This is a genomic window from Serratia sp. BIGb0234, assembly GCF_024809915.1.
Lineage (GTDB): Bacteria > Pseudomonadota > Gammaproteobacteria > Enterobacterales > Enterobacteriaceae > Serratia > Serratia liquefaciens.
In genome coordinates this window covers 150,465-167,581 of record NZ_JANUEI010000001.1, presented here as the reverse complement: position 1 = coordinate 167,581, position 17,117 = coordinate 150,465, and the positions used below count along the sequence as shown (strand labels likewise).

15 protein-coding genes and 4 tRNA genes are annotated in these 17,117 nt (G+C 56.0%); 17 read left to right on the top strand and 2 right to left on the bottom strand.

The window, feature by feature from the left end; translation table 11 throughout:
* Nucleotides 1–22: 22 nt before the first annotated feature.
* The 4 genes from M2407_RS00955 (at nt 23) to M2407_RS00940 (ending at nt 428) form a co-directional block, all read left to right on the top strand.
* A tRNA-Gln gene (locus tag M2407_RS00955) sits at nt 23–97 on the top strand.
* A 45-nt stretch (nt 98–142) separates the two neighbouring features.
* Nucleotides 143–217 (top strand) — tRNA-Gln (locus M2407_RS00950).
* 40 nt (nt 218–257) lie between these two features.
* Nucleotides 258–334: transfer RNA gene (locus M2407_RS00945), tRNA-Met, on the top strand.
* Nucleotides 335–353: 19 nt separating this feature from the next.
* Nucleotides 354–428 (top strand) — tRNA-Gln (locus M2407_RS00940).
* A 104-nt stretch (nt 429–532) separates the two neighbouring features.
* On the opposite strand, the gene ubiF is transcribed toward M2407_RS00940, so the two are convergent.
* Nucleotides 533–1,714: a 3-demethoxyubiquinol 3-hydroxylase gene (gene ubiF, locus M2407_RS00935; RefSeq protein ID WP_259216561.1), complete on the bottom strand. Its 1,182-nt coding sequence runs from the start codon at nt 1,712–1,714 to the stop codon at nt 533–535.
* Nucleotides 1,715–1,910: 196 nt separating this feature from the next.
* On the opposite strand from ubiF, the gene miaB reads away from it, so the two are divergent.
* From miaB to M2407_RS00875, 12 genes are all read left to right on the top strand, one after another.
* Nucleotides 1,911–3,335, top strand: coding sequence for a tRNA (N6-isopentenyl adenosine(37)-C2)-methylthiotransferase MiaB (gene miaB, locus M2407_RS00930; RefSeq protein WP_020825633.1), 1,425 nt, complete (start codon nt 1,911–1,913; stop codon nt 3,333–3,335).
* Nucleotides 3,336–3,466: 131 nt separating this feature from the next.
* Complete coding sequence (locus tag M2407_RS00925; protein WP_020825632.1) at nt 3,467–3,802, top strand: zinc ribbon domain-containing protein YjdM; 336 nt, start codon at nt 3,467–3,469, stop codon at nt 3,800–3,802.
* A gap of 215 nt (nt 3,803–4,017) precedes the next feature.
* The gene (locus M2407_RS00920) at nt 4,018–5,073 is read left to right on the top strand and encodes a PhoH family protein (protein WP_259216559.1); all 1,056 of its coding nucleotides are present in this window, start codon (nt 4,018–4,020) and stop codon (nt 5,071–5,073) included.
* Entirely contained in the window at nt 5,070–5,543 is a 474-nt protein-coding gene (gene ybeY, locus M2407_RS00915; RefSeq protein ID WP_115059640.1) for an rRNA maturation RNase YbeY, read from the top strand. The genes M2407_RS00920 and ybeY overlap by 4 nt, the downstream gene beginning before the upstream one ends.
* An 84-nt stretch (nt 5,544–5,627) precedes the next feature.
* Nucleotides 5,628–6,506 (top strand): CNNM family magnesium/cobalt transport protein CorC, encoded by an 879-nt coding sequence (gene corC, locus M2407_RS00910; protein ID WP_012005653.1) that lies wholly within the window; start codon nt 5,628–5,630, stop codon nt 6,504–6,506.
* Nucleotides 6,507–6,513: 7 nt separating this feature from the next.
* Nucleotides 6,514–8,043 carry an apolipoprotein N-acyltransferase gene (gene lnt, locus M2407_RS00905; protein ID WP_046374286.1) on the top strand — a complete coding sequence of 510 codons (1,530 nt, stop codon included), beginning with the start codon at nt 6,514–6,516 and terminating at the stop codon, nt 8,041–8,043.
* Between the two features lie 415 nt (nt 8,044–8,458).
* Nucleotides 8,459–9,355, top strand: a complete 897-nt coding sequence (locus M2407_RS00900; protein WP_020825628.1) for an amino acid ABC transporter substrate-binding protein — start codon at nt 8,459–8,461, stop codon at nt 9,353–9,355.
* Nucleotides 9,356–9,566: 211 nt separating this feature from the next.
* The gene (locus M2407_RS00895; protein ID WP_017891917.1) at nt 9,567–10,307 is read left to right on the top strand and encodes an amino acid ABC transporter permease; all 741 of its coding nucleotides are present in this window, start codon (nt 9,567–9,569) and stop codon (nt 10,305–10,307) included.
* On the top strand, nt 10,307–10,981 hold the full coding sequence (gene gltK, locus M2407_RS00890) for a glutamate/aspartate ABC transporter permease GltK (protein WP_020825627.1): 675 nt from the start codon (nt 10,307–10,309) through the stop codon (nt 10,979–10,981). The genes M2407_RS00895 and gltK overlap by 1 nt, the downstream gene beginning before the upstream one ends.
* Nucleotides 10,981–11,706: an amino acid ABC transporter ATP-binding protein gene (locus M2407_RS00885; protein ID WP_020825626.1), complete on the top strand. Its 726-nt coding sequence runs from the start codon at nt 10,981–10,983 to the stop codon at nt 11,704–11,706. Before gltK ends, M2407_RS00885 begins: the two co-directional genes overlap by 1 nt.
* Before the next feature lie 117 nt (nt 11,707–11,823).
* Nucleotides 11,824–12,756 (top strand): pyrimidine-specific ribonucleoside hydrolase RihA, encoded by a 933-nt coding sequence (gene rihA / locus M2407_RS00880; RefSeq protein ID WP_259216557.1) that lies wholly within the window; start codon nt 11,824–11,826, stop codon nt 12,754–12,756.
* Between the two features lie 146 nt (nt 12,757–12,902).
* Nucleotides 12,903–13,595 (top strand): FMN-dependent NADH-azoreductase, encoded by a 693-nt coding sequence (locus tag M2407_RS00875; RefSeq protein ID WP_259216556.1) that lies wholly within the window; start codon nt 12,903–12,905, stop codon nt 13,593–13,595.
* A gap of 54 nt (nt 13,596–13,649) precedes the next feature.
* On the opposite strand, the gene M2407_RS00870 is transcribed toward M2407_RS00875, so the two are convergent.
* On the bottom strand, nt 13,650–14,132 hold the full coding sequence (locus tag M2407_RS00870) for a zinc ribbon-containing protein (RefSeq protein WP_046374288.1): 483 nt from the start codon (nt 14,130–14,132) through the stop codon (nt 13,650–13,652).
* 388 nt (nt 14,133–14,520) lie between these two features.
* Between M2407_RS00870 and leuS the strand changes: the two genes are divergently transcribed.
* Nucleotides 14,521–17,103, top strand: a complete 2,583-nt coding sequence (gene leuS / locus M2407_RS00865; protein WP_048759487.1) for a leucine--tRNA ligase — start codon at nt 14,521–14,523, stop codon at nt 17,101–17,103.
* Nucleotides 17,104–17,117: the final 14 nt, after the last annotated feature.

The window sequence follows — 17,117 nt, the reverse complement described above, 5'->3', positions numbered from 1 at the left end:
TCATCGAGTTGCAGGCAACAGGTGGGGTATCGCCAAGCGGTAAGGCACCGGTTTTTGATACCGGCATTCCCTGGTTCGAATCCAGGTACCCCAGCCATCTTTTTTAGGATGGGGATGTTGCAAAAAAAGTTAAACGTGTTGATGGGGTATCGCCAAGCGGTAAGGCACTGGTTTTTGATACCAGCATTCCCTGGTTCGAATCCAGGTACCCCAGCCATACCAATGCTGTTGACTTTTAAAGTAAAATATCGAAAAATGGCTACGTAGCTCAGCTGGTTAGAGCACATCACTCATAATGATGGGGTCACAGGTTCAAATCCCGTCGTAGCCACCATATTTTACTGTTACACCATTGGGGTGTCGCCAAGCGGTAAGGCTCTGGTTTCTGATACCAGCATACCCAGGTTCGAATCCTGGCACCCCAGCCACATTTAGAAAAGCCCGCTTCGGCGGGCTTTTTGCTATCTGGAATTTGGCGAGACAGAATGAATAAGGGCGCGACATTGAACTGCGCCCTTGTAGGAAGGGCTGCCTACAGCCCCAGCGCGTATTTCAGCGCATGTTCCTTCAACTTGCCCGCCCGCTGGGCCGTCATCAACGCAATATTGCGCGCCACGCAAAGCGGCGACAAATTATTGCTGAAAGCGGTATAAAACAGATCCATACCACTTTGCATCAGCAAGTTATCGGTGCGACGGCGACGCTGATAACGCATCAGCACCGCTTCGCTGCTCCAGTCTTCACCCAACTCGCGTGCATCACACAAAACCGCCAGCAAGGCTTCTACGTCACGATACCCCAGGTTTACTCCCTGCCCGGCTAACGGGTTGATGGTATGTGCCGCGTCACCGAGCAACACCAACCCCGGCAACACGTAGCGTTGCGCATGGCGGCGCGCTAACGGGAAAGATCCGGCCGCATGCACCTTCACTTCCCCTAAGCGGGCAGGAAAGGCTTCGGCGATCTCTTTCTCAAGCTGCGCTGGCGGCATCGCCTGCAGCTGGCGGATGCGCTGCGGGCTGTCGTACCACACCAGCGAGGCCCATTGATCATACAACGGCAGGAAAGCCCGGGGACCGGAAGGGAAAAACTGCTGCCAGGTCGTATCTTGCTGCGGCTCGCCGGTATCGACGGTGATCAGCATGCAGGACTGGCGGTACTGCCAGCCGCTGGTACCGATAGCGGCCAAATTGCGCACCTGCGAGTTGGCTCCATCGGCCCCCACTACCAAACGTGCTTGTAGCGTCTGTGAAGAGTCCAGCGTCACTTGCCAGTGGTCGTCATTCCGCTGCAGCGAACGCAGCCTGGCGGGGCAATAGAGCGTCAGATTTTCGCACTGCTCCAGCTGTTGCCAGAGCGCCAGTTGCAAAATACGGTTTTCTACCATAAAACCCAGCTCCGGCAGGCCGAGCGAGGCGGCGTCAAACGCTACCCGTGAAGAGGCCCACTCCCAGGTTTCCAATCGGCGGTAAGGCGCCGAGCGCATCGCTTGCACCGCCGGCCAGGCGCCGAGTTGTTTCAGCAACCCCACCGAGGTGCAGCCGATGGCGGAAATACGCAGATCCGGCGGGCTTTGCGCATCGAACGCCTGCGGAGCCTGATGTTCCAGCAAGGCCACCGACCAACCGGCCTGCGCCAGCCCCAATGCGGCGGCCGCGCCGACCATCCCGCCGCCTACCACCACGGCGTCATACCGTTTTTGAGATACGTTCATATTGGCTATGTTTTCTTAGTGAATTATCGCCATTCCCACCGGCATGGCGTTTGGCTCCAGTGTAACGGATTTTTAATTTGGCTTCAGGTCGCATGGTGTTTTCCCCGCGCTGGTCACAACGGCGTCAAATGTTTACAATAAGCGCCCTGCATGTCGCGTATCGCAACTTTCGTCCGCACTGAGTAATGGCAAGTCAATGACCAAAAAACTACATATCAAAACCTGGGGCTGCCAGATGAATGAATATGATTCATCGAAAATGGCGGACTTACTGGGAAGCACACACGGTTACCAATGGACCGACAACGCTGAAGAAGCGGACGTGCTGCTGCTGAATACCTGTTCGATCCGCGAGAAAGCGCAGGAAAAAGTTTTCGCCATGTTAGGGCGTTGGAAACTGCTGAAAGAAAAGAACCCGGCGCTGATCATCGGCGTCGGTGGCTGCGTGGCCTCACAGGAAGGCGAACACATTCGCAGCCGCGCGCCCTGCGTCGACGTCGTGTTCGGGCCGCAGACCCTGCACCGCCTGCCGGAAATGCTCAACCACGTGCAGGGCACCCGCAGCCCCATCGTCGACATCAGCTTCCCGGAAATCGAAAAATTCGATCGCCTGCCGGAACCGCGTGCCGAAGGCCCTACCGCCTTCGTCTCCATCATGGAAGGCTGCAACAAGTACTGTACCTTCTGCGTGGTGCCTTATACCCGCGGTGAAGAAGTCAGCCGCCCAAGCGATGACGTCCTGTTTGAAGTCGCCCAACTGGCGGCGCAGGGCGTACGCGAAGTCAACCTGCTCGGCCAGAACGTCAACGCCTATCGCGGCGCGACTTACGACGGCGAAATTTGCTCGTTTGCCGAACTGCTGCGCCTGGTGGCGGCCATCGACGGTATCGACCGCATCCGTTTCACCACCAGCCATCCGATTGAATTCACCGACGATATCATCGCGGTTTATGAAGACACGCCGGAGCTGGTGAGCTTCCTGCATCTGCCGGTACAAAGCGGCTCAGACCGTATACTGACCATGATGAAGCGCGCGCATACCGCGTTGGAATACAAAGCGATCATTCGCAAGCTGCGCAAGGCGCGGCCGGACATCCAGCTCAGCTCCGATTTTATTATCGGCTTCCCGGGTGAAACCCAGGCCGATTTCGAACAGACCATGAATCTGATTGCCGAGATCAACTTTGATACCAGCTTCAGCTTTATCTACTCGTCCCGCCCTGGCACACCGGCGGCCGATATGGTCGATGACGTCAGCGAAGAGGAAAAGAAACAGCGTCTGTACATCCTGCAGGATCGCATCAACCAGCAGGTGCTGCAGTTCAGCCGCCGAATGCTCGGAACCGTACAGCGTATTTTGGTGGAAGGCACTTCCCGCAAAAGCGTGATGGAACTGGCGGGCCGGACAGCCTGCAACCGCGTGGTGAACTTTGAAGGCACGCCGGATATGATCGGTCAGTTCGTTGATGTGGAAATCACCGAGGTTTTGACCAACACACTGCGTGGCGCAGTGGTGCGTACCGAACAGCAGATGGACCTGCGCGTGCATGAATCCCCGCAGTCAGTCATCGCCCGAACCCGAAAAGAGAACGCGCTGGGCGTCGGCATTTATCAGCCCTGACGCCCTCTCCGCAGTGCAGTAAGCCGTGGCGCCCGACGCCACGTCAGCGATTATCCTTATGACTTATCAGCCGGGTCTCGATGCCCGGCCATTTTCTTTTTTTTATTTTTTTGATTAAGAGGCGACATAACATGCAACTCCCACACTGCCCGAAGTGCAACTCCGAATACACCTACCAGGATAACAACCTGTTTATCTGCCCTGAGTGCGCCCACGAGTGGAGCGACAGCGCGCCGGCGGACGACAGCGATACGCTGATTGTCAAAGACGCCAACGGCAACCTGCTGGCCGACGGCGACGCCGTGACCGTAGTGAAAGACCTCAAGGTCAAAGGCAGCTCTTCCATGCTGAAAATCGGCACTAAAGTGAAGAACATCCGCCTGGTGGAAGGTGACCACAACATCGACTGCAAGATCGATGGCTTTGGCCCGATGAAGCTGAAATCCGAATTCGTGAAAAAGAACTGATCGCCAGCCCTGAATCTCCCAAGCATTACGCGGCTGTTTTGGCCGCGTTTTTCCTCCTTCGACCCTTGAATTTTGCCGCCGACGCACAGATAGATCATGGGTAAACTTGCGCCAGTGCGGCGCACCATGAATAATTCAAGGTAGAGAGTTCAGGCTTGGCCCTGGACGCGCGTACCGAAAACCAACCAGGCCCGATATGAGCCTTGAGGAATAGTTTGAACGTCGCAACACAAGAAATTTTGTTAGAGCCGGCAGACAATAAGCGATTGCTCAGCCTGTGCGGCCCGTTTGATGACAATATCAAACAACTCGAACGCCGGTTGGGCATTGAGATCAACCGCCGTGACAACCGTTTCAAGCTGGTCGGCAAGAACCCTTGCGTGGTTGCCGCCGCCGATATCTTGCGCCATTTGTATGTGGACACCGCCCCCATTCGCGGCGTGATCCCGGATATCGACCCGGAGCAGATCCATTTAGCGATCAAAGAAAGCCGGGTGCTGGAACAGGTTGCCGACAGCGTGCCGGATTACGGCAAGGCGGTGGCCATCAAAACCAAACGCGGCATGGTGAAACCGCGTACGCCGAATCAGGCGCAATACATTGCCAATATTCTCGATCACGACATCACCTTCGGCATCGGCCCGGCCGGTACCGGCAAGACCTATCTGGCGGTTGCTGCTGCGGTGGACGCATTGGAACGCCAGGAGATCCGCCGCATTCTGCTGACCCGTCCAGCGGTTGAAGCCGGTGAAAAACTGGGCTTCCTGCCGGGGGATCTGAGCCAGAAGGTCGATCCTTACCTGCGCCCACTGTATGACGCCCTGTTCGAAATGCTGGGCTTTGAGCGCGTGGAGAAGCTGATCGAACGTAACGTGATAGAAGTCGCTCCGCTGGCCTATATGCGCGGCCGTACGTTGAACGACGCGTTTATCATCCTCGACGAGAGCCAGAACACCACCATCGAACAGATGAAGATGTTCCTGACGCGTATTGGCTTCAACTCCAAGGCGGTCATCACCGGTGACGTGACGCAGATAGACCTGCCGCGCAACCAAAAATCCGGCCTGCGCCACGCGGTGGAAGTGCTTTCTGACGTCGAAGAACTGAGCTTCAATTTCTTCCATAGCGAAGACGTGGTACGCCATCCGGTGGTGGCCCGCGTGGTCATCGCTTATGAAGCCTGGGAAGCCGCCGAACAAAAACGCAAAGATGCTATTGCCGAACAACGTAAACGCGAGGCGAGCATCGCCTCCGAGCAGGAGACACCATGAGTCAGGTGATTTTGGATCTGCAGATTGCCTGTGCAGACAGCAACGGCCTGCCGGATGAAGCCACCTTCCAGCGCTGGCTGGAAGGCGTGCTGCCGCAGTTTCAGGAGGAGGCCGAGGTCACCATTCGCCTGGTGGATGAAGCGGAAAGTAACGAGTTGAACCTGACCTATCGCGGCAAAGACAAACCGACCAACGTGCTGTCTTTCCCGTTCGAAGCTCCCCCGGGTATCGAGCTGCCGCTGCTGGGCGATCTGATCATCTGCCGTCAGGTGGTTGAACAGGAAGCCATCGAGCAAGAGAAGGCGCTGGAGGCCCACTGGGCGCATATGGTTGTCCATGGCAGCCTTCATCTGCTAGGGTATGACCACATCGAAGACGATGAAGCCGAAGAAATGGAGTCTTTGGAAACCGAAATCATGCACGGACTGGGTTACCCGGACCCGTACCTGGCGGAAAAAGACCCCCTCTGACGTCAGCTGATTTCCCCGCAGCCCCCGTATGGGGCTGCCGCTGACTCCCCTAACTCTGACATGAGTGATATTAACTAAAACGCCATGAGCGACGACCATTCACAAAGCAATGACAGCCCCAGTCCCAAGAAGGGGTTCTTTACTCTTATCCTTAACCAGCTGTTCCACGGCGAACCCAAAAACCGTGGCGATCTGGTAGAGCTGATCCGTGATTCCGAGCAAAACGACCTGATCGATCCCGATACCCGAGACATGCTGGAAGGCGTGATGGATATCGCCGAGCAGCGCGTGCGCGATATCATGATCCCGCGCTCCCAGATGGTGACGCTCAAGCGTAACCAAACGCTGGAAGAGTGCCTGGACGTGATCATTGAATCCGCCCACTCGCGCTTCCCGGTGATCAGCGAAGATAAAGATCACATCGAAGGCATTCTGATGGCCAAGGATCTGCTGCCGTTTATGCGCGCGGAATCCGAGGAATTCAGCATCGACAAGGTGCTGCGCACCGCCGTGGTGGTGCCTGAAAGCAAGCGAGTAGACCGGATGCTGAAGGAGTTCCGCTCCCAGCGTTATCACATGGCGATTGTCATTGACGAGTTCGGCGGCGTGTCCGGCCTGGTCACCATCGAAGATATTCTGGAACTGATTGTCGGCGAAATCGAAGACGAATATGACGACGAAGACGATCTGGATATCCGCCAGCTCAGCCGCCATATGTATACCGTGCGAGCGCTGGCGCCGATTGAAGACTTCAACGAAGCCTTCGGCACCCACTTCAGCGACGACGAGGTCGACACCATCGGCGGCCTGGTGATGCAGGCCTTCGGTCACCTGCCTGCACGCGGGGAAACCATTGAAATCGAAGGTTACCTATTTAAAGTTGCGATGGCGGACAGTCGACGTATCATCCAGGTTCATGTAAAAATTCCGGACGATTCTCCGCAACCGAAACTGGAAGAATAAATCAAACATGGCTAAAGCCTCTTTCCTTGAACGCCAGTGGGTTCGCGCCCTGCTGGCGCTGTTGACCGGCGCCAGCGGCACGCTGGCGTTTTCCCCTTACGATATCTGGCCGGCGGCCCTTGTCTCTCTGTTCGGCCTGTTGGCCGTAACCCTGAACCGCACCACCAAACAGTCTGCCTTGCTCGGTTTTTGCTGGGGTTTCGGTCTGTTCGGGACGGGAATCAACTGGGTTTACGTCAGCATTGCCGACTTCGGCGGCATGCCTTTCTCCATCAACATTTTCCTGGTCGTGCTGCTGGCGGCTTACCTGTCGCTGTATACCGGGTTGTTCGCCGGGTTGCTGGCACGTCTGTGGCCGACCACCAGTTGGTACCGTTTAGCGATTGCCGCGCCCGTGTTATGGCAAGTCACCGAGTTTTTACGTGGCTGGGTGCTGACCGGTTTCCCCTGGCTGCAGTTTGGCTACAGCCAGATTAACGGCCCGCTGAAAGGCGTGGCGCCGTTGCTCGGGGTAGATACCATCACCTTTATGCTGATGGCGATCGCCGGGCTGTTGGTGTACGCCGTCAATCAGCGCCGGATCGCCGCGGCTGGGGTTGCCGTCGCACTGCTGTTGCTGCCGTGGCCGTTGCGCCAGCTGCACTGGTTTACCCCGCAACCGGACAAGGCGGTCAACGTCGCGATGGTGCAGGGCAATATCGCTCAGTCGATGAAGTGGGATCCGAAAGCGTTGGTCAGCACCTTGCAAACCTATTTGGACGAAACGCGTCCTTATATGGGCAAAGCGCCGATCATCATCTGGCCGGAGTCTGCCATTCCGGATTACGAAGCCAGCCAGAACGGCTTCCTGACCATGATGGATGACCTGATGCGCGCCAAAAACAGCAGCCTGATCACCGGTATTGTTGATGTGCGTGCTACGCCGCAGGGCCAGCAAATCTACAACAGCGCCATCGTGCTGGGCGAACCGACGCCGTACGTTTATCCGGCCAAGGACCGCTATAACAAGCACCATCTGGTGCCGTTTGGCGAGTTTGTGCCGCTGGAAACGCTGCTGCGCCCGCTGGCACCGTTCTTCGATTTACCGATGTCTTCATTCAGTCGTGGCGACTACGTCCAGCCACAGCTCAGCGTGAAAGGCTATAACCTGACGGCGGCAATCTGTTATGAGATTGTTCTCGGCCAGCAGGTACGCGACAACTTCCGGCCGGACACCAACTTCCTGCTGACCATCTCCAACGACGCCTGGTTCGGCCATTCCATCGGCCCATGGCAGCACTTCCAGATGGCGCGCATGCGTGCTCTGGAGCTGGGTCGCCCTCTGTTGCGCAGCACCAATAACGGCGTCACCGCCGCGGTAGACGCCAACGGTGAGGTGATCGCTGAGATCCCTCAGTTCACCCGCAAGGTGCTGGAGGTGAAAGTCACACCAACCACCGGCATAACGCCTTATGCCCGTTTTGGCGCCACGCCATTGTGGATAATCACCCTGCTGCTTGGCGGCCTGGCGTTGATCCTCGGCCTGCGCCGTAAATAAGCCCCCGGGGCGCTGCCCGTCAGCGCCCCGCTTCCCTCATCCACCTTGCTGCTTGCCACGCCGCACTCTCCCACGCGGCTAGCATAAAGCGTCGCCAAATCAATGCTTCTGGCACACTCCTTGCTTTAATTACTCTGTTATAGAGAGCCGATTTACTTTTACTGACGTTTTGTCGCACCTGTGCACAACTCAAGAGCATGACCGGCACCACAAAGGTGCATTGGGGTTTTGTTGCATTAATTTGGTGCGCGTGGCGTCTCAAAAAAAGAAACATTTTAGTTTCAATTCATTCACAATCGGCTATTTTCTAACGGTTATGTGTTCTAAGACTATCTTTATACTTGAGCAATAAATCTCCATTTAGAATCTGATGCTCTTTGAATTTGAGCCACCACAACAGCAAAGGAGTTGGACCATGCAAATGCGTAAATTGGCGTTATCGTTACTGCTGATCGGTATGGCAGGTAACGTAGCCCATGCGGAAGAACTGACCGGTACGCTGAAGAAAATCAAAGACAACGGCGTGATCGTTGTCGGCCACCGCGAATCGTCAGTGCCGTTCTCCTACTACGACAACCAGCAAAAAGTTGTGGGTTACTCCCAGGACTACTCCAACCAAATCGTTGAAGCGGTTAAGAAAAAACTGAACGCTCCTGATCTGCAGGTCAAAATGCTGCCGATCACCTCACAGAACCGTATCCCGCTGCTGCAAAACGGCACCTTTGACTTCGAATGCGGCTCGACCACCAACAACCTCGAACGCCAAAAACAGGCGGCCTTCTCCGATACCATTTTCGTGGTCGGTACCCGTCTGCTGGTGAAAAAAGGCTCTGACGTCAAAGACTTCAAGGATCTGGCGGGCAAACCGGTCGTGGTGACCTCAGGCACCACCTCTGAAGTGCTACTCAATAAACTGAACGACAGCGGCAAGATGAACATGCGCATCATCAGCGCCAAAGACCACGGCGACTCCTTCCGTACCCTGGAAAGCGGTCGTGCAGTAGCCTTTATGATGGATGACGCCCTGCTGGCGGGTGAACGCGCGAAAGCGAAGAAGCCGGACCAATGGGAAATTCTGGGCACACCGCAGTCGAAAGAAGCCTACGGCTGTATGCTGCGTAAAGACGATCCTGAGTTCAAGAAACTGGTCGATGACACCATCGCTCAGGCTCAAACTTCAGGCGAAGCAACAAAATGGTTTGATAAGTGGTTCAAACAGCCTATTCCACCGAAAAACCTCAACATGAACTTCGAACTGTCCGACGACATGAAGCAACTGTTCAAAGAGCCTAACGATAAAGCATTGAACTAATAGAACAAGAGCTGGGGCGGCCGCCAGGCCAAACCAGCCCTGTTGATGGCTGGGACAGACAGGAATACGGGAGGCCGTTCCCCTCCCGTATTTTTCCCATAACGCATTACCGATGCCCGCACACATAAGTCAGCCCGACTGGCCGCGGCGCCCTCGGCGTTGAATAGTCATCAATCTTTAGGCGCTCTGCGCCCGCTTAACGGAGTTTGTTATGTCAATAGATTGGAACTGGGGTATCTTCCTGCAGCAGGCCCCGTTTGGGAATACCACCTACCTCGGCTGGATTTGGTCCGGCTTTCAGGTCACGGTAGCCCTCTCCGTCTGTGCATGGATTATCGCTTTCTTTGTCGGTTCGCTATTCGGTATTTTGCGTACCGTGCCCAACCGCTTTCTTTCCACTCTCGGTACCTGTTACGTCGAACTGTTCCGTAATGTGCCGCTGATCGTCCAATTCTTTACCTGGTATCTGGTGATCCCGGAACTGCTGCCGGCGAATATCGGCATGTGGTTCAAAACCGAACTCGATCCTAACGTGCAATTCTTTGTTTCCTCGATGCTGTGCCTCGGGCTGTTTACTGCCGCTCGCGTCTGCGAGCAGGTACGTGCTGCCATTCAGTCACTGCCACGCGGTCAAAGAGCGGCCGGGTTGGCGATGGGCCTGACGCTGCCGCAAACCTACCGCTACGTGCTGTTGCCGAATGCCTACCGGGTGATTGTGCCGCCGATGACCTCGGAAATGCTCAACCTGGTCAAAAACTCCGCCATCGCTTCCACTATCGGGTTGGTCGACATGGCTGCCCAGGCCGGCAAACTGCTGGACTACTCTGCGCATGCCTATGAATCCTTTACCGCGATTACGCTGGCCTATATCGCCATCAACGCCGTGATCATGCTGTTTATGCGGTTGGTAGAGAGAAAAGTGCAGTTGCCCGGCAACTTGGGGAGTAAATAATGTACGAATTTGACTGGGCATCGATTGTCCCAAGTTTCCCTTATCTGCTGCAGGGCCTGTTGATCACGCTGAAGATCACCGTGACCGCCATCGTCGTCGGTATTCTGTGGGGAACCGTTCTGGCGGTAATGCGCTTGTCGCCCATCAAACCGATCAGTTGGTTCGCTGCCGTTTACGTCAACCTGTTCCGCTCCGTCCCGCTGGTGATGGTGCTGCTGTGGTTCTATCTGGTGGTTCCAAGCTTATTACAACAGGTTCTAGGGCTGTCGCCGAAAACCGATATTCGCCTGATCTCGGCTATGGTAGCCTTTTCCCTGTTTGAAGCGGCTTATTACTCGGAAATTATCCGCGCCGGTATCATCAGCATCTCCCGCGGCCAGTCCTCAGCCGCGCTGGCACTGGGCATGACCCAATGGCAGTCAATGAAGCTGGTGATCCTGCCGCAGGCGTTCCGCGCCATGGTGCCGCTGCTGCTGACCCAGGGCATCGTACTGTTCCAGGATACCTCCCTGGTGTACGTACTGAGCCTGGCTGACTTCTTCCGTACCGCCTCGACCATTGGCGAGCGCGACGGCACCCAGGTTGAAATGATCCTGTTTGCCGGCTTTGTCTACTTTGTTATCAGTCTCGCCGCCTCGGCGCTGGTAAGCTATTTGAAGAAAAGGACTGTTTGATGATATCCCTGAAAAATGTTTCTAAGTGGTACGGTCACTTTCAGGTTCTGACCGATTGCACCACCGAAGTAAAAAAAGGCGAGGTGGTGGTGGTCTGCGGTCCTTCAGGCTCGGGCAAGTCTACCCTGATCAAAACCGTCAACGGTCTGGAGCCGATCCAGCAGGGCAATATCCTGGTGAACGGTACTCCGGTCAACGACAAGAAAACCAATCTGGCGCAGCTGCGTTCCAAGGTCGGTATGGTATTCCAGCACTTCGAGCTTTTCCCGCACCTGTCGATCATCGATAACCTGACGCTGGCGCAGGTGAAAGTGCTCAAACGCGACAAAGACGCCTCGCGCGAGAAAGGCCTGAAACTGCTGGAGCGCGTCGGCCTGACCGCACACGCCAACAAGTTCCCCGGCCAGCTTTCCGGCGGCCAGCAGCAACGCGTGGCTATCGCCCGAGCGCTGTGCATGGATCCTATCGCCATGCTGTTCGATGAGCCCACTTCGGCGCTCGATCCGGAAATGATCAACGAAGTGCTGGACGTTATGGTCGAACTGGCCAATGAAGGCATGACCATGATGGTGGTAACCCACGAGATGGGCTTTGCCCGTAAAGTGGCGAACCGGGTGATCTTTATGGATGAAGGCAAAATCGTCGAAGACCGTAATAAAGACGACTTCTTCAACAATCCGGAGTCCGAACGCGCGAAGGACTTCCTGGCGAAAATCCTGCACTGATGCCTCGCCTGCGCCCCGCCCGGGGCGCAGTTTCATTCCCTCTTTCCGGCACTAAAAGCACTTGTTTCTCTCCGATTTTGATCCGATGCTCACTGGATAACAAATAAGGAGATAAACATGCCCCGCCCTATCATTATCGATTGCGACCCCGGTCTGGACGATGCCATCGCCCTTGCCATGGCGCTGAGTTCACCAGAATTGGACGTTAAAGCCATTACCACCTCCGCCGGTAACCAGACGCCGGAAAAAACCCTGCACAATGCGCTGGGTCTGTTGACGTTGATGAAGCGTGAAGACATTCCCGTCGCTGCCGGTGCTGCCGCGCCGTTGATGCGAGACCTGGTGATTGCCGACTACGTTCACGGCAAAACCGGCATGGGTAATACCCATCTGCCAACGCCCGCCATCCAGCCGGTGGCGCAAACTGCCGTAGAGCTGATCGCCAGCCTGCTACGCAGCAGTCCGCAGCCGATCACGCTGGTGGTCACCGGCCCCATGACCAATATCGCGCTGCTGCTGGCCCAACACCCAGAGCTGAAAGGTAACATTGAACGCATCGTGTTTATGGGGGGAGGTATGAATGCCGGCAACACCACCCCGGTGGCAGAGTTCAACATCTATGTCGATCCCGAAGCCGCCGAAATGGTGTTGAAATCCGGCGTGCCGCTGACCATGGCAGGGTTGAACGTGACTCACCAGGCGCTGGTGCTGCCACATGATATCGAACGCATCCGTCAGATAAACAACCCGGTGGCGCAGGCGGTGGCCGAAATGCTCGACTTCTACCTGCCGCTGTACCTTAGCCATCCCCGTGGGCTGCCCGGTGCCGCGATGCACGACCCCTGCACTATCGCCTGGCTGCTGGCACCACAGCTGTTTGGCAGTATCGAACGCTGGGTCGGCGTGGAAACCAAAGGGGAATATACCCTCGGCATGACCGTAGTGGATATCTTCGGTCAGAACGGCAAGCCGGCCAACGTTGAAGTGCTGACCGATATCGATCGCGAAGGCTTTATCGATCTGTTGGCCGAGCGCGTAGCCCGCTATTGACCACCGGGCGGGAAACCGCCCTGTCATTCAATATTTTTGATTTAACTCAGCGAATTTTTACGCTATCACTGGCCCAGGCTTGCCTCTAAGATGCTGTTAAACGCACAGCATCGCTGACACCTTAGACCAAGCCTGGAGATAGCCCAATGAGTCGTATACTGGTCCTGAAATCAAGTATCCTGGGTGATTACTCCCAGTCTGGAAAATTAGTCGATTTTTTTGTTCAACAGTGGCATGAAGCACACCCCAATGACAGCTTTACGGTTCGCGACTTAGCCAACCCGACACTGCCGGAGCTGGATGGTGAAGTGATTGGCGGGTTTAGCGCCGGTGACAAACCTTTAACACCGCATCAGCAAAAGACGCTGGCACTTTCCGATGAGCTGATCGCCGAGCTGAAATCGCACGACACCATTATCATCAGCGCGCCGATGTACAACTTCAACATCCCGACGCAGCTGAAAATCTATTTCGATCTGGTGGCGCGCGCTGGCCAAACCTTCCGCTACACCTCTGAAGGCTCTGAAGGTCTGGTCACCGGCAAGAAAGCGATTGTGATCTCCAGCCGCGGCGGTATCCACGCGGATACGCCAACCGATCTGATCACGCCGTACCTGAAGCTATTCCTGGCGTTTATCGGCATTACCGACGTCGAGTTCGTGCTGGCGGAAGGCTTTGCTTACGGCCCTGAAGCAGCAGAAAAAGCCGCTCAGGAAAGCCGGGTTGTGGTGGCTCAGAAAGTGCCCGCCAAAATCGACACCGCCCCGCAGGCTGAAGTAGCTACGGCCGCTGCCGGCGGAAGCTTTCTTGGCAACCTGATGAAAAAACTGTTTGGCTAAGAGCAGCGCCTGCCCTGACCTTTTCTAGCGGAGAGGCCAGGGCGCGCAGCAAGCTTAAGGTTCGAAAGGCCGACGCTGGAACTGGTCATGACCGCATTTCGGGCACAGCGGCAGCACTTCCGGCGTGTAAAACGCCAAATGATGGTGGCATTTTTCGCACACCAGATTACCCAGCCCGACAACCTCACCGCTGTGGTAAACGCCATGGTGGCTGACGTCCTTGAACACCTCGCGCCATTCCAACTGAGTTTTGTCGGTAATATCCGCCAGCTCCTGCCACAGGCTCTCCTTGATGACCCGCATGAAAACGCTGTCGGTAAACTCGTCCCGGCTCTCCTGATAACTGCGAGCGAACTCTTCCAGATCGCGCCGTACCGCCTGTGTAACCTGCTCAACTTCGTCGCGCGTCAGTTCACCCGCTTCGCTTAGCCGTTTTTCTGCGCTCGCGACCAGCGAGTCAATATCACGCTCGCCATTTTTCAGGCGTTCTGTCAGAGATGCCACCAATTCGCGGTAGTACTGAGCAACCTTGTTCATAATCTCTCCTCGATGAACTTACGTGACTGGGCTTACCTCCTAAACTATCCCTTATCATTTTAGCCGTAAATTGCTGATGTCACTTGGCAAGACATGGTTTCCTCAAGATGTGAGTCTTATCATGGCCGGTATTTTTTAAATACGTCGAGTCGGGCGCTTGGTGTTGTTGCCGGGAGGTCTTATCAGCTATGCTATGCGGATCTATAAGTACTCAACAGAATGCTACAGAAATCCCCCCGATAGGTTTCGAGTCACGGCCAGGCGGCCAGTACGTGAAACCCAAGAGCTTACAAAGGTAAGTGACTGGGTTGAGTGTACGCAGCCAACAACGCTGTGGCTTGAAAGATGAAGGGGGAGCTGTTTTACACCTACAGGACCACCAGCCGCCATGCAAGAGCAATACCGTCCAGAAGACATAGAATCGAACGTACAGCTTCACTGGGAAGAGAAGCAAACTTTCAAAGTTACCGAAGATGCGAGCAAGGAAAAGTATTACTGCCTATCCATGCTGCCGTACCCATCAGGCCGTCTGCACATGGGGCACGTTCGTAACTACACTATCGGCGACGTGATCTCGCGCTACCAGCGCATGCTAGGTAAAAACGTGCTACAGCCTATTGGTTGGGATGCGTTCGGCCTGCCGGCGGAAGGCGCTGCGGTTAAAAACAACACCGCACCGGCTCCGTGGACCTACGACAATATCGAATACATGAAGAACCAGCTGAAACTGCTGGGCTTCGGCTATGACTGGGATCGCGAGATCGCCACCTGCGATCCGGACTACTACCGTTGGGAACAGTGGTTCTTCACCAAGCTGTACGAAAAAGGCCTGGTCTACAAGAAGACTTCCGCGGTGAACTGGTGCCCACACGATCTGACCGTGCTGGCCAACGAACAGGTGATCGACGGCTGCTGCTGGCGCTGCGACACCAAGGTTGAGCGTAAAGAGATCCCACAGTGGTTTATCAAAATCACCGACTACGCCGATCAGCTGCTCAACGATCTGGACACGCTGGAAAGCTGGCCAGAACAGGTGAAAACCATGCAGCGCAACTGGATTGGCCGTTCCGAAGGGGTGGATATCACCTTTGACGTAGCGGGCAGCGACGAAAAGCTGACGGTTTACACCACCCGTCCTGACACCTTTATGGGCGCGACCTACGTGGCCGTAGCCGCAGGTCACCCATTGGCGCAGCAAGGCGCGGTGAACAACCCGGCGCTGGCTGAATTTATCGAAGAGTGCCGTAACACCAAAGTGGCCGAAGCCGAAATGGCGACGATGGAGAAAAAGGGCATGCCGACCGGCCTGTTCGCCATCCATCCGCTGTCCGGCGAACAAGTGCCAATTTGGGTCGCCAACTTTGTGCTGATGGAATACGGTACCGGCGCGGTGATGGCGGTTCCGGCTCACGATCAGCGCGACTGGGAATTCGCCACCAAATACGGCCTGCCAATCAAACCGGTCGTTCTGGCCCTCGACGGCAGCCAACCGGATGTACAAGCTGAAGCGATGACCGAGAAAGGCACGCTGTTCAACTCCGGCGAGTTTGACGGTCTGGATCACCAAGACGGTTTCAACGCCATTGCCGACAAACTGGTCGCCAAAGGCGTTGGTCAGCGCAAGGTTAACTACCGTCTGCGCGACTGGGGCGTTTCCCGCCAACGTTATTGGGGCGCACCAATCCCGATGGTCACGCTGGAAGACGGTACCGTGATGCCAACGCCAGAAGACCAACTGCCGGTGATCCTGCCGGAAGATGTGGTGATGGACGGCATTACCAGCCCGATCAAAGCCGATCCTGAGTGGGCGAAAACCACCGTTAACGGCCAACCGGCGCTGCGCGAAACCGACACCTTCGACACCTTTATGGAGTCGTCCTGGTACTACGCGCGCTATACCTGCCCGCAGTACGACCAGGGGATGCTGGATCCAGCCGCTGCCAACTACTGGCTGCCGGTCGATCAGTATGTCGGCGGCATCGAACACGCCATCATGCACCTGATGTATTTCCGCTTCTTCCACAAGCTGCTGCGTGACGCTGGCCTGGTCGACTCCGACGAGCCGGCAAAACGCCTGCTGTGCCAGGGCATGGTGCTAGCAGACGCCTTCTATTACACCGGCAACAGCGGCGAACGCGTCTGGGTTTCCCCGGTCGACGCCAACGTTGAACGTGATGACAAAGGCCGCATTATCAAAGCCACCGATCCACAAGGTCGTGAACTGGTCTATGCTGGCATGAGCAAAATGTCGAAGTCGAAAAACAACGGCATCGACCCGCAGGTGATGGTTGAGAAATACGGCGCAGATACCGTCCGTCTATTCATGATGTTTGCTTCACCGGCAGAAATGACGCTGGAATGGCAGGAATCCGGCGTAGAAGGGGCAAACCGCTTCCTGAAACGCGTGTGGAAACTGGCCTACGAACACCTGGAAAAAGGCGCCGTTCAGCCGCTGAACGTGGCAACGCTGAGCGAAGATCAGAAAGCGCTGCGCCGCGATCTGCACAAAACCATTGCCAAAGTGACCGACGATATCGGCCGTCGTCAGACCTTCAACACCGCGATTGCCGCCGTGATGGAACTGATGAACAAGCTGGCCCGTGCACCGCAAGAGAGCGAGCAAGATCGCGCCCTGCTGCAGGAAGCGCTGTTGGCAGTCGTTCGCATGCTGTATCCGTTCACTCCGCACGTGTGCTTCTCACTGTGGCAGGCGCTGGGCGGTGAAGGCGATGTGGATACCGCAGCCTGGCCGCAAGCCGACGAGCAGGCTATGGTCGAAGACTCCAAGCTGGTGGTGGTGCAGGTCAACGGTAAGGTTCGCGCTAAAATCACCGTGGCTGCCGATGCAACCGAAGAGCAGGTACGTGCGCGTGCCGCTGAGGAGCATCTGGTCGCTAAATATCTGGACGGGGTCACGGTTCGTAAAGTGATCTATGTTCCGGGCAAATTGCTTAACCTGGTTGTGGGTTAACACAAGGAGGCGTT

What these genes read in the sequence shown, in the direction of transcription:
- M2407_RS00925 (WP_020825632.1), top strand. Translation starts at nt 3,467, where the DNA reads ATGCAACTCCCACACTGCCCGAAGTGCAACTCCGAATACACCTACCAG.
- M2407_RS00900 (WP_020825628.1), top strand. Translation starts at nt 8,459, where the DNA reads ATGCAAATGCGTAAATTGGCGTTATCGTTACTGCTGATCGGTATGGCA.
- corC (WP_012005653.1), top strand. Translation starts at nt 5,628, where the DNA reads ATGAGCGACGACCATTCACAAAGCAATGACAGCCCCAGTCCCAAGAAG.
- miaB (WP_020825633.1), top strand. Translation starts at nt 1,911, where the DNA reads ATGACCAAAAAACTACATATCAAAACCTGGGGCTGCCAGATGAATGAA.
- M2407_RS00885 (WP_020825626.1), top strand. Translation starts at nt 10,981, where the DNA reads ATGATATCCCTGAAAAATGTTTCTAAGTGGTACGGTCACTTTCAGGTT.
- gltK (WP_020825627.1), top strand. Translation starts at nt 10,307, where the DNA reads ATGTACGAATTTGACTGGGCATCGATTGTCCCAAGTTTCCCTTATCTG.
- rihA (WP_259216557.1), top strand. Translation starts at nt 11,824, where the DNA reads ATGCCCCGCCCTATCATTATCGATTGCGACCCCGGTCTGGACGATGCC.
- ubiF (WP_259216561.1), bottom strand. Translation starts at nt 1,714, where the DNA reads ATGAACGTATCTCAAAAACGGTATGACGCCGTGGTGGTAGGCGGCGGG.
- M2407_RS00870 (WP_046374288.1), bottom strand. Translation starts at nt 14,132, where the DNA reads ATGAACAAGGTTGCTCAGTACTACCGCGAATTGGTGGCATCTCTGACA.
- M2407_RS00895 (WP_017891917.1), top strand. Translation starts at nt 9,567, where the DNA reads ATGTCAATAGATTGGAACTGGGGTATCTTCCTGCAGCAGGCCCCGTTT.
- M2407_RS00875 (WP_259216556.1), top strand. Translation starts at nt 12,903, where the DNA reads ATGAGTCGTATACTGGTCCTGAAATCAAGTATCCTGGGTGATTACTCC.
- lnt (WP_046374286.1), top strand. Translation starts at nt 6,514, where the DNA reads ATGGCTAAAGCCTCTTTCCTTGAACGCCAGTGGGTTCGCGCCCTGCTG.
- ybeY (WP_115059640.1), top strand. Translation starts at nt 5,070, where the DNA reads ATGAGTCAGGTGATTTTGGATCTGCAGATTGCCTGTGCAGACAGCAAC.
- leuS (WP_048759487.1), top strand. Translation starts at nt 14,521, where the DNA reads ATGCAAGAGCAATACCGTCCAGAAGACATAGAATCGAACGTACAGCTT.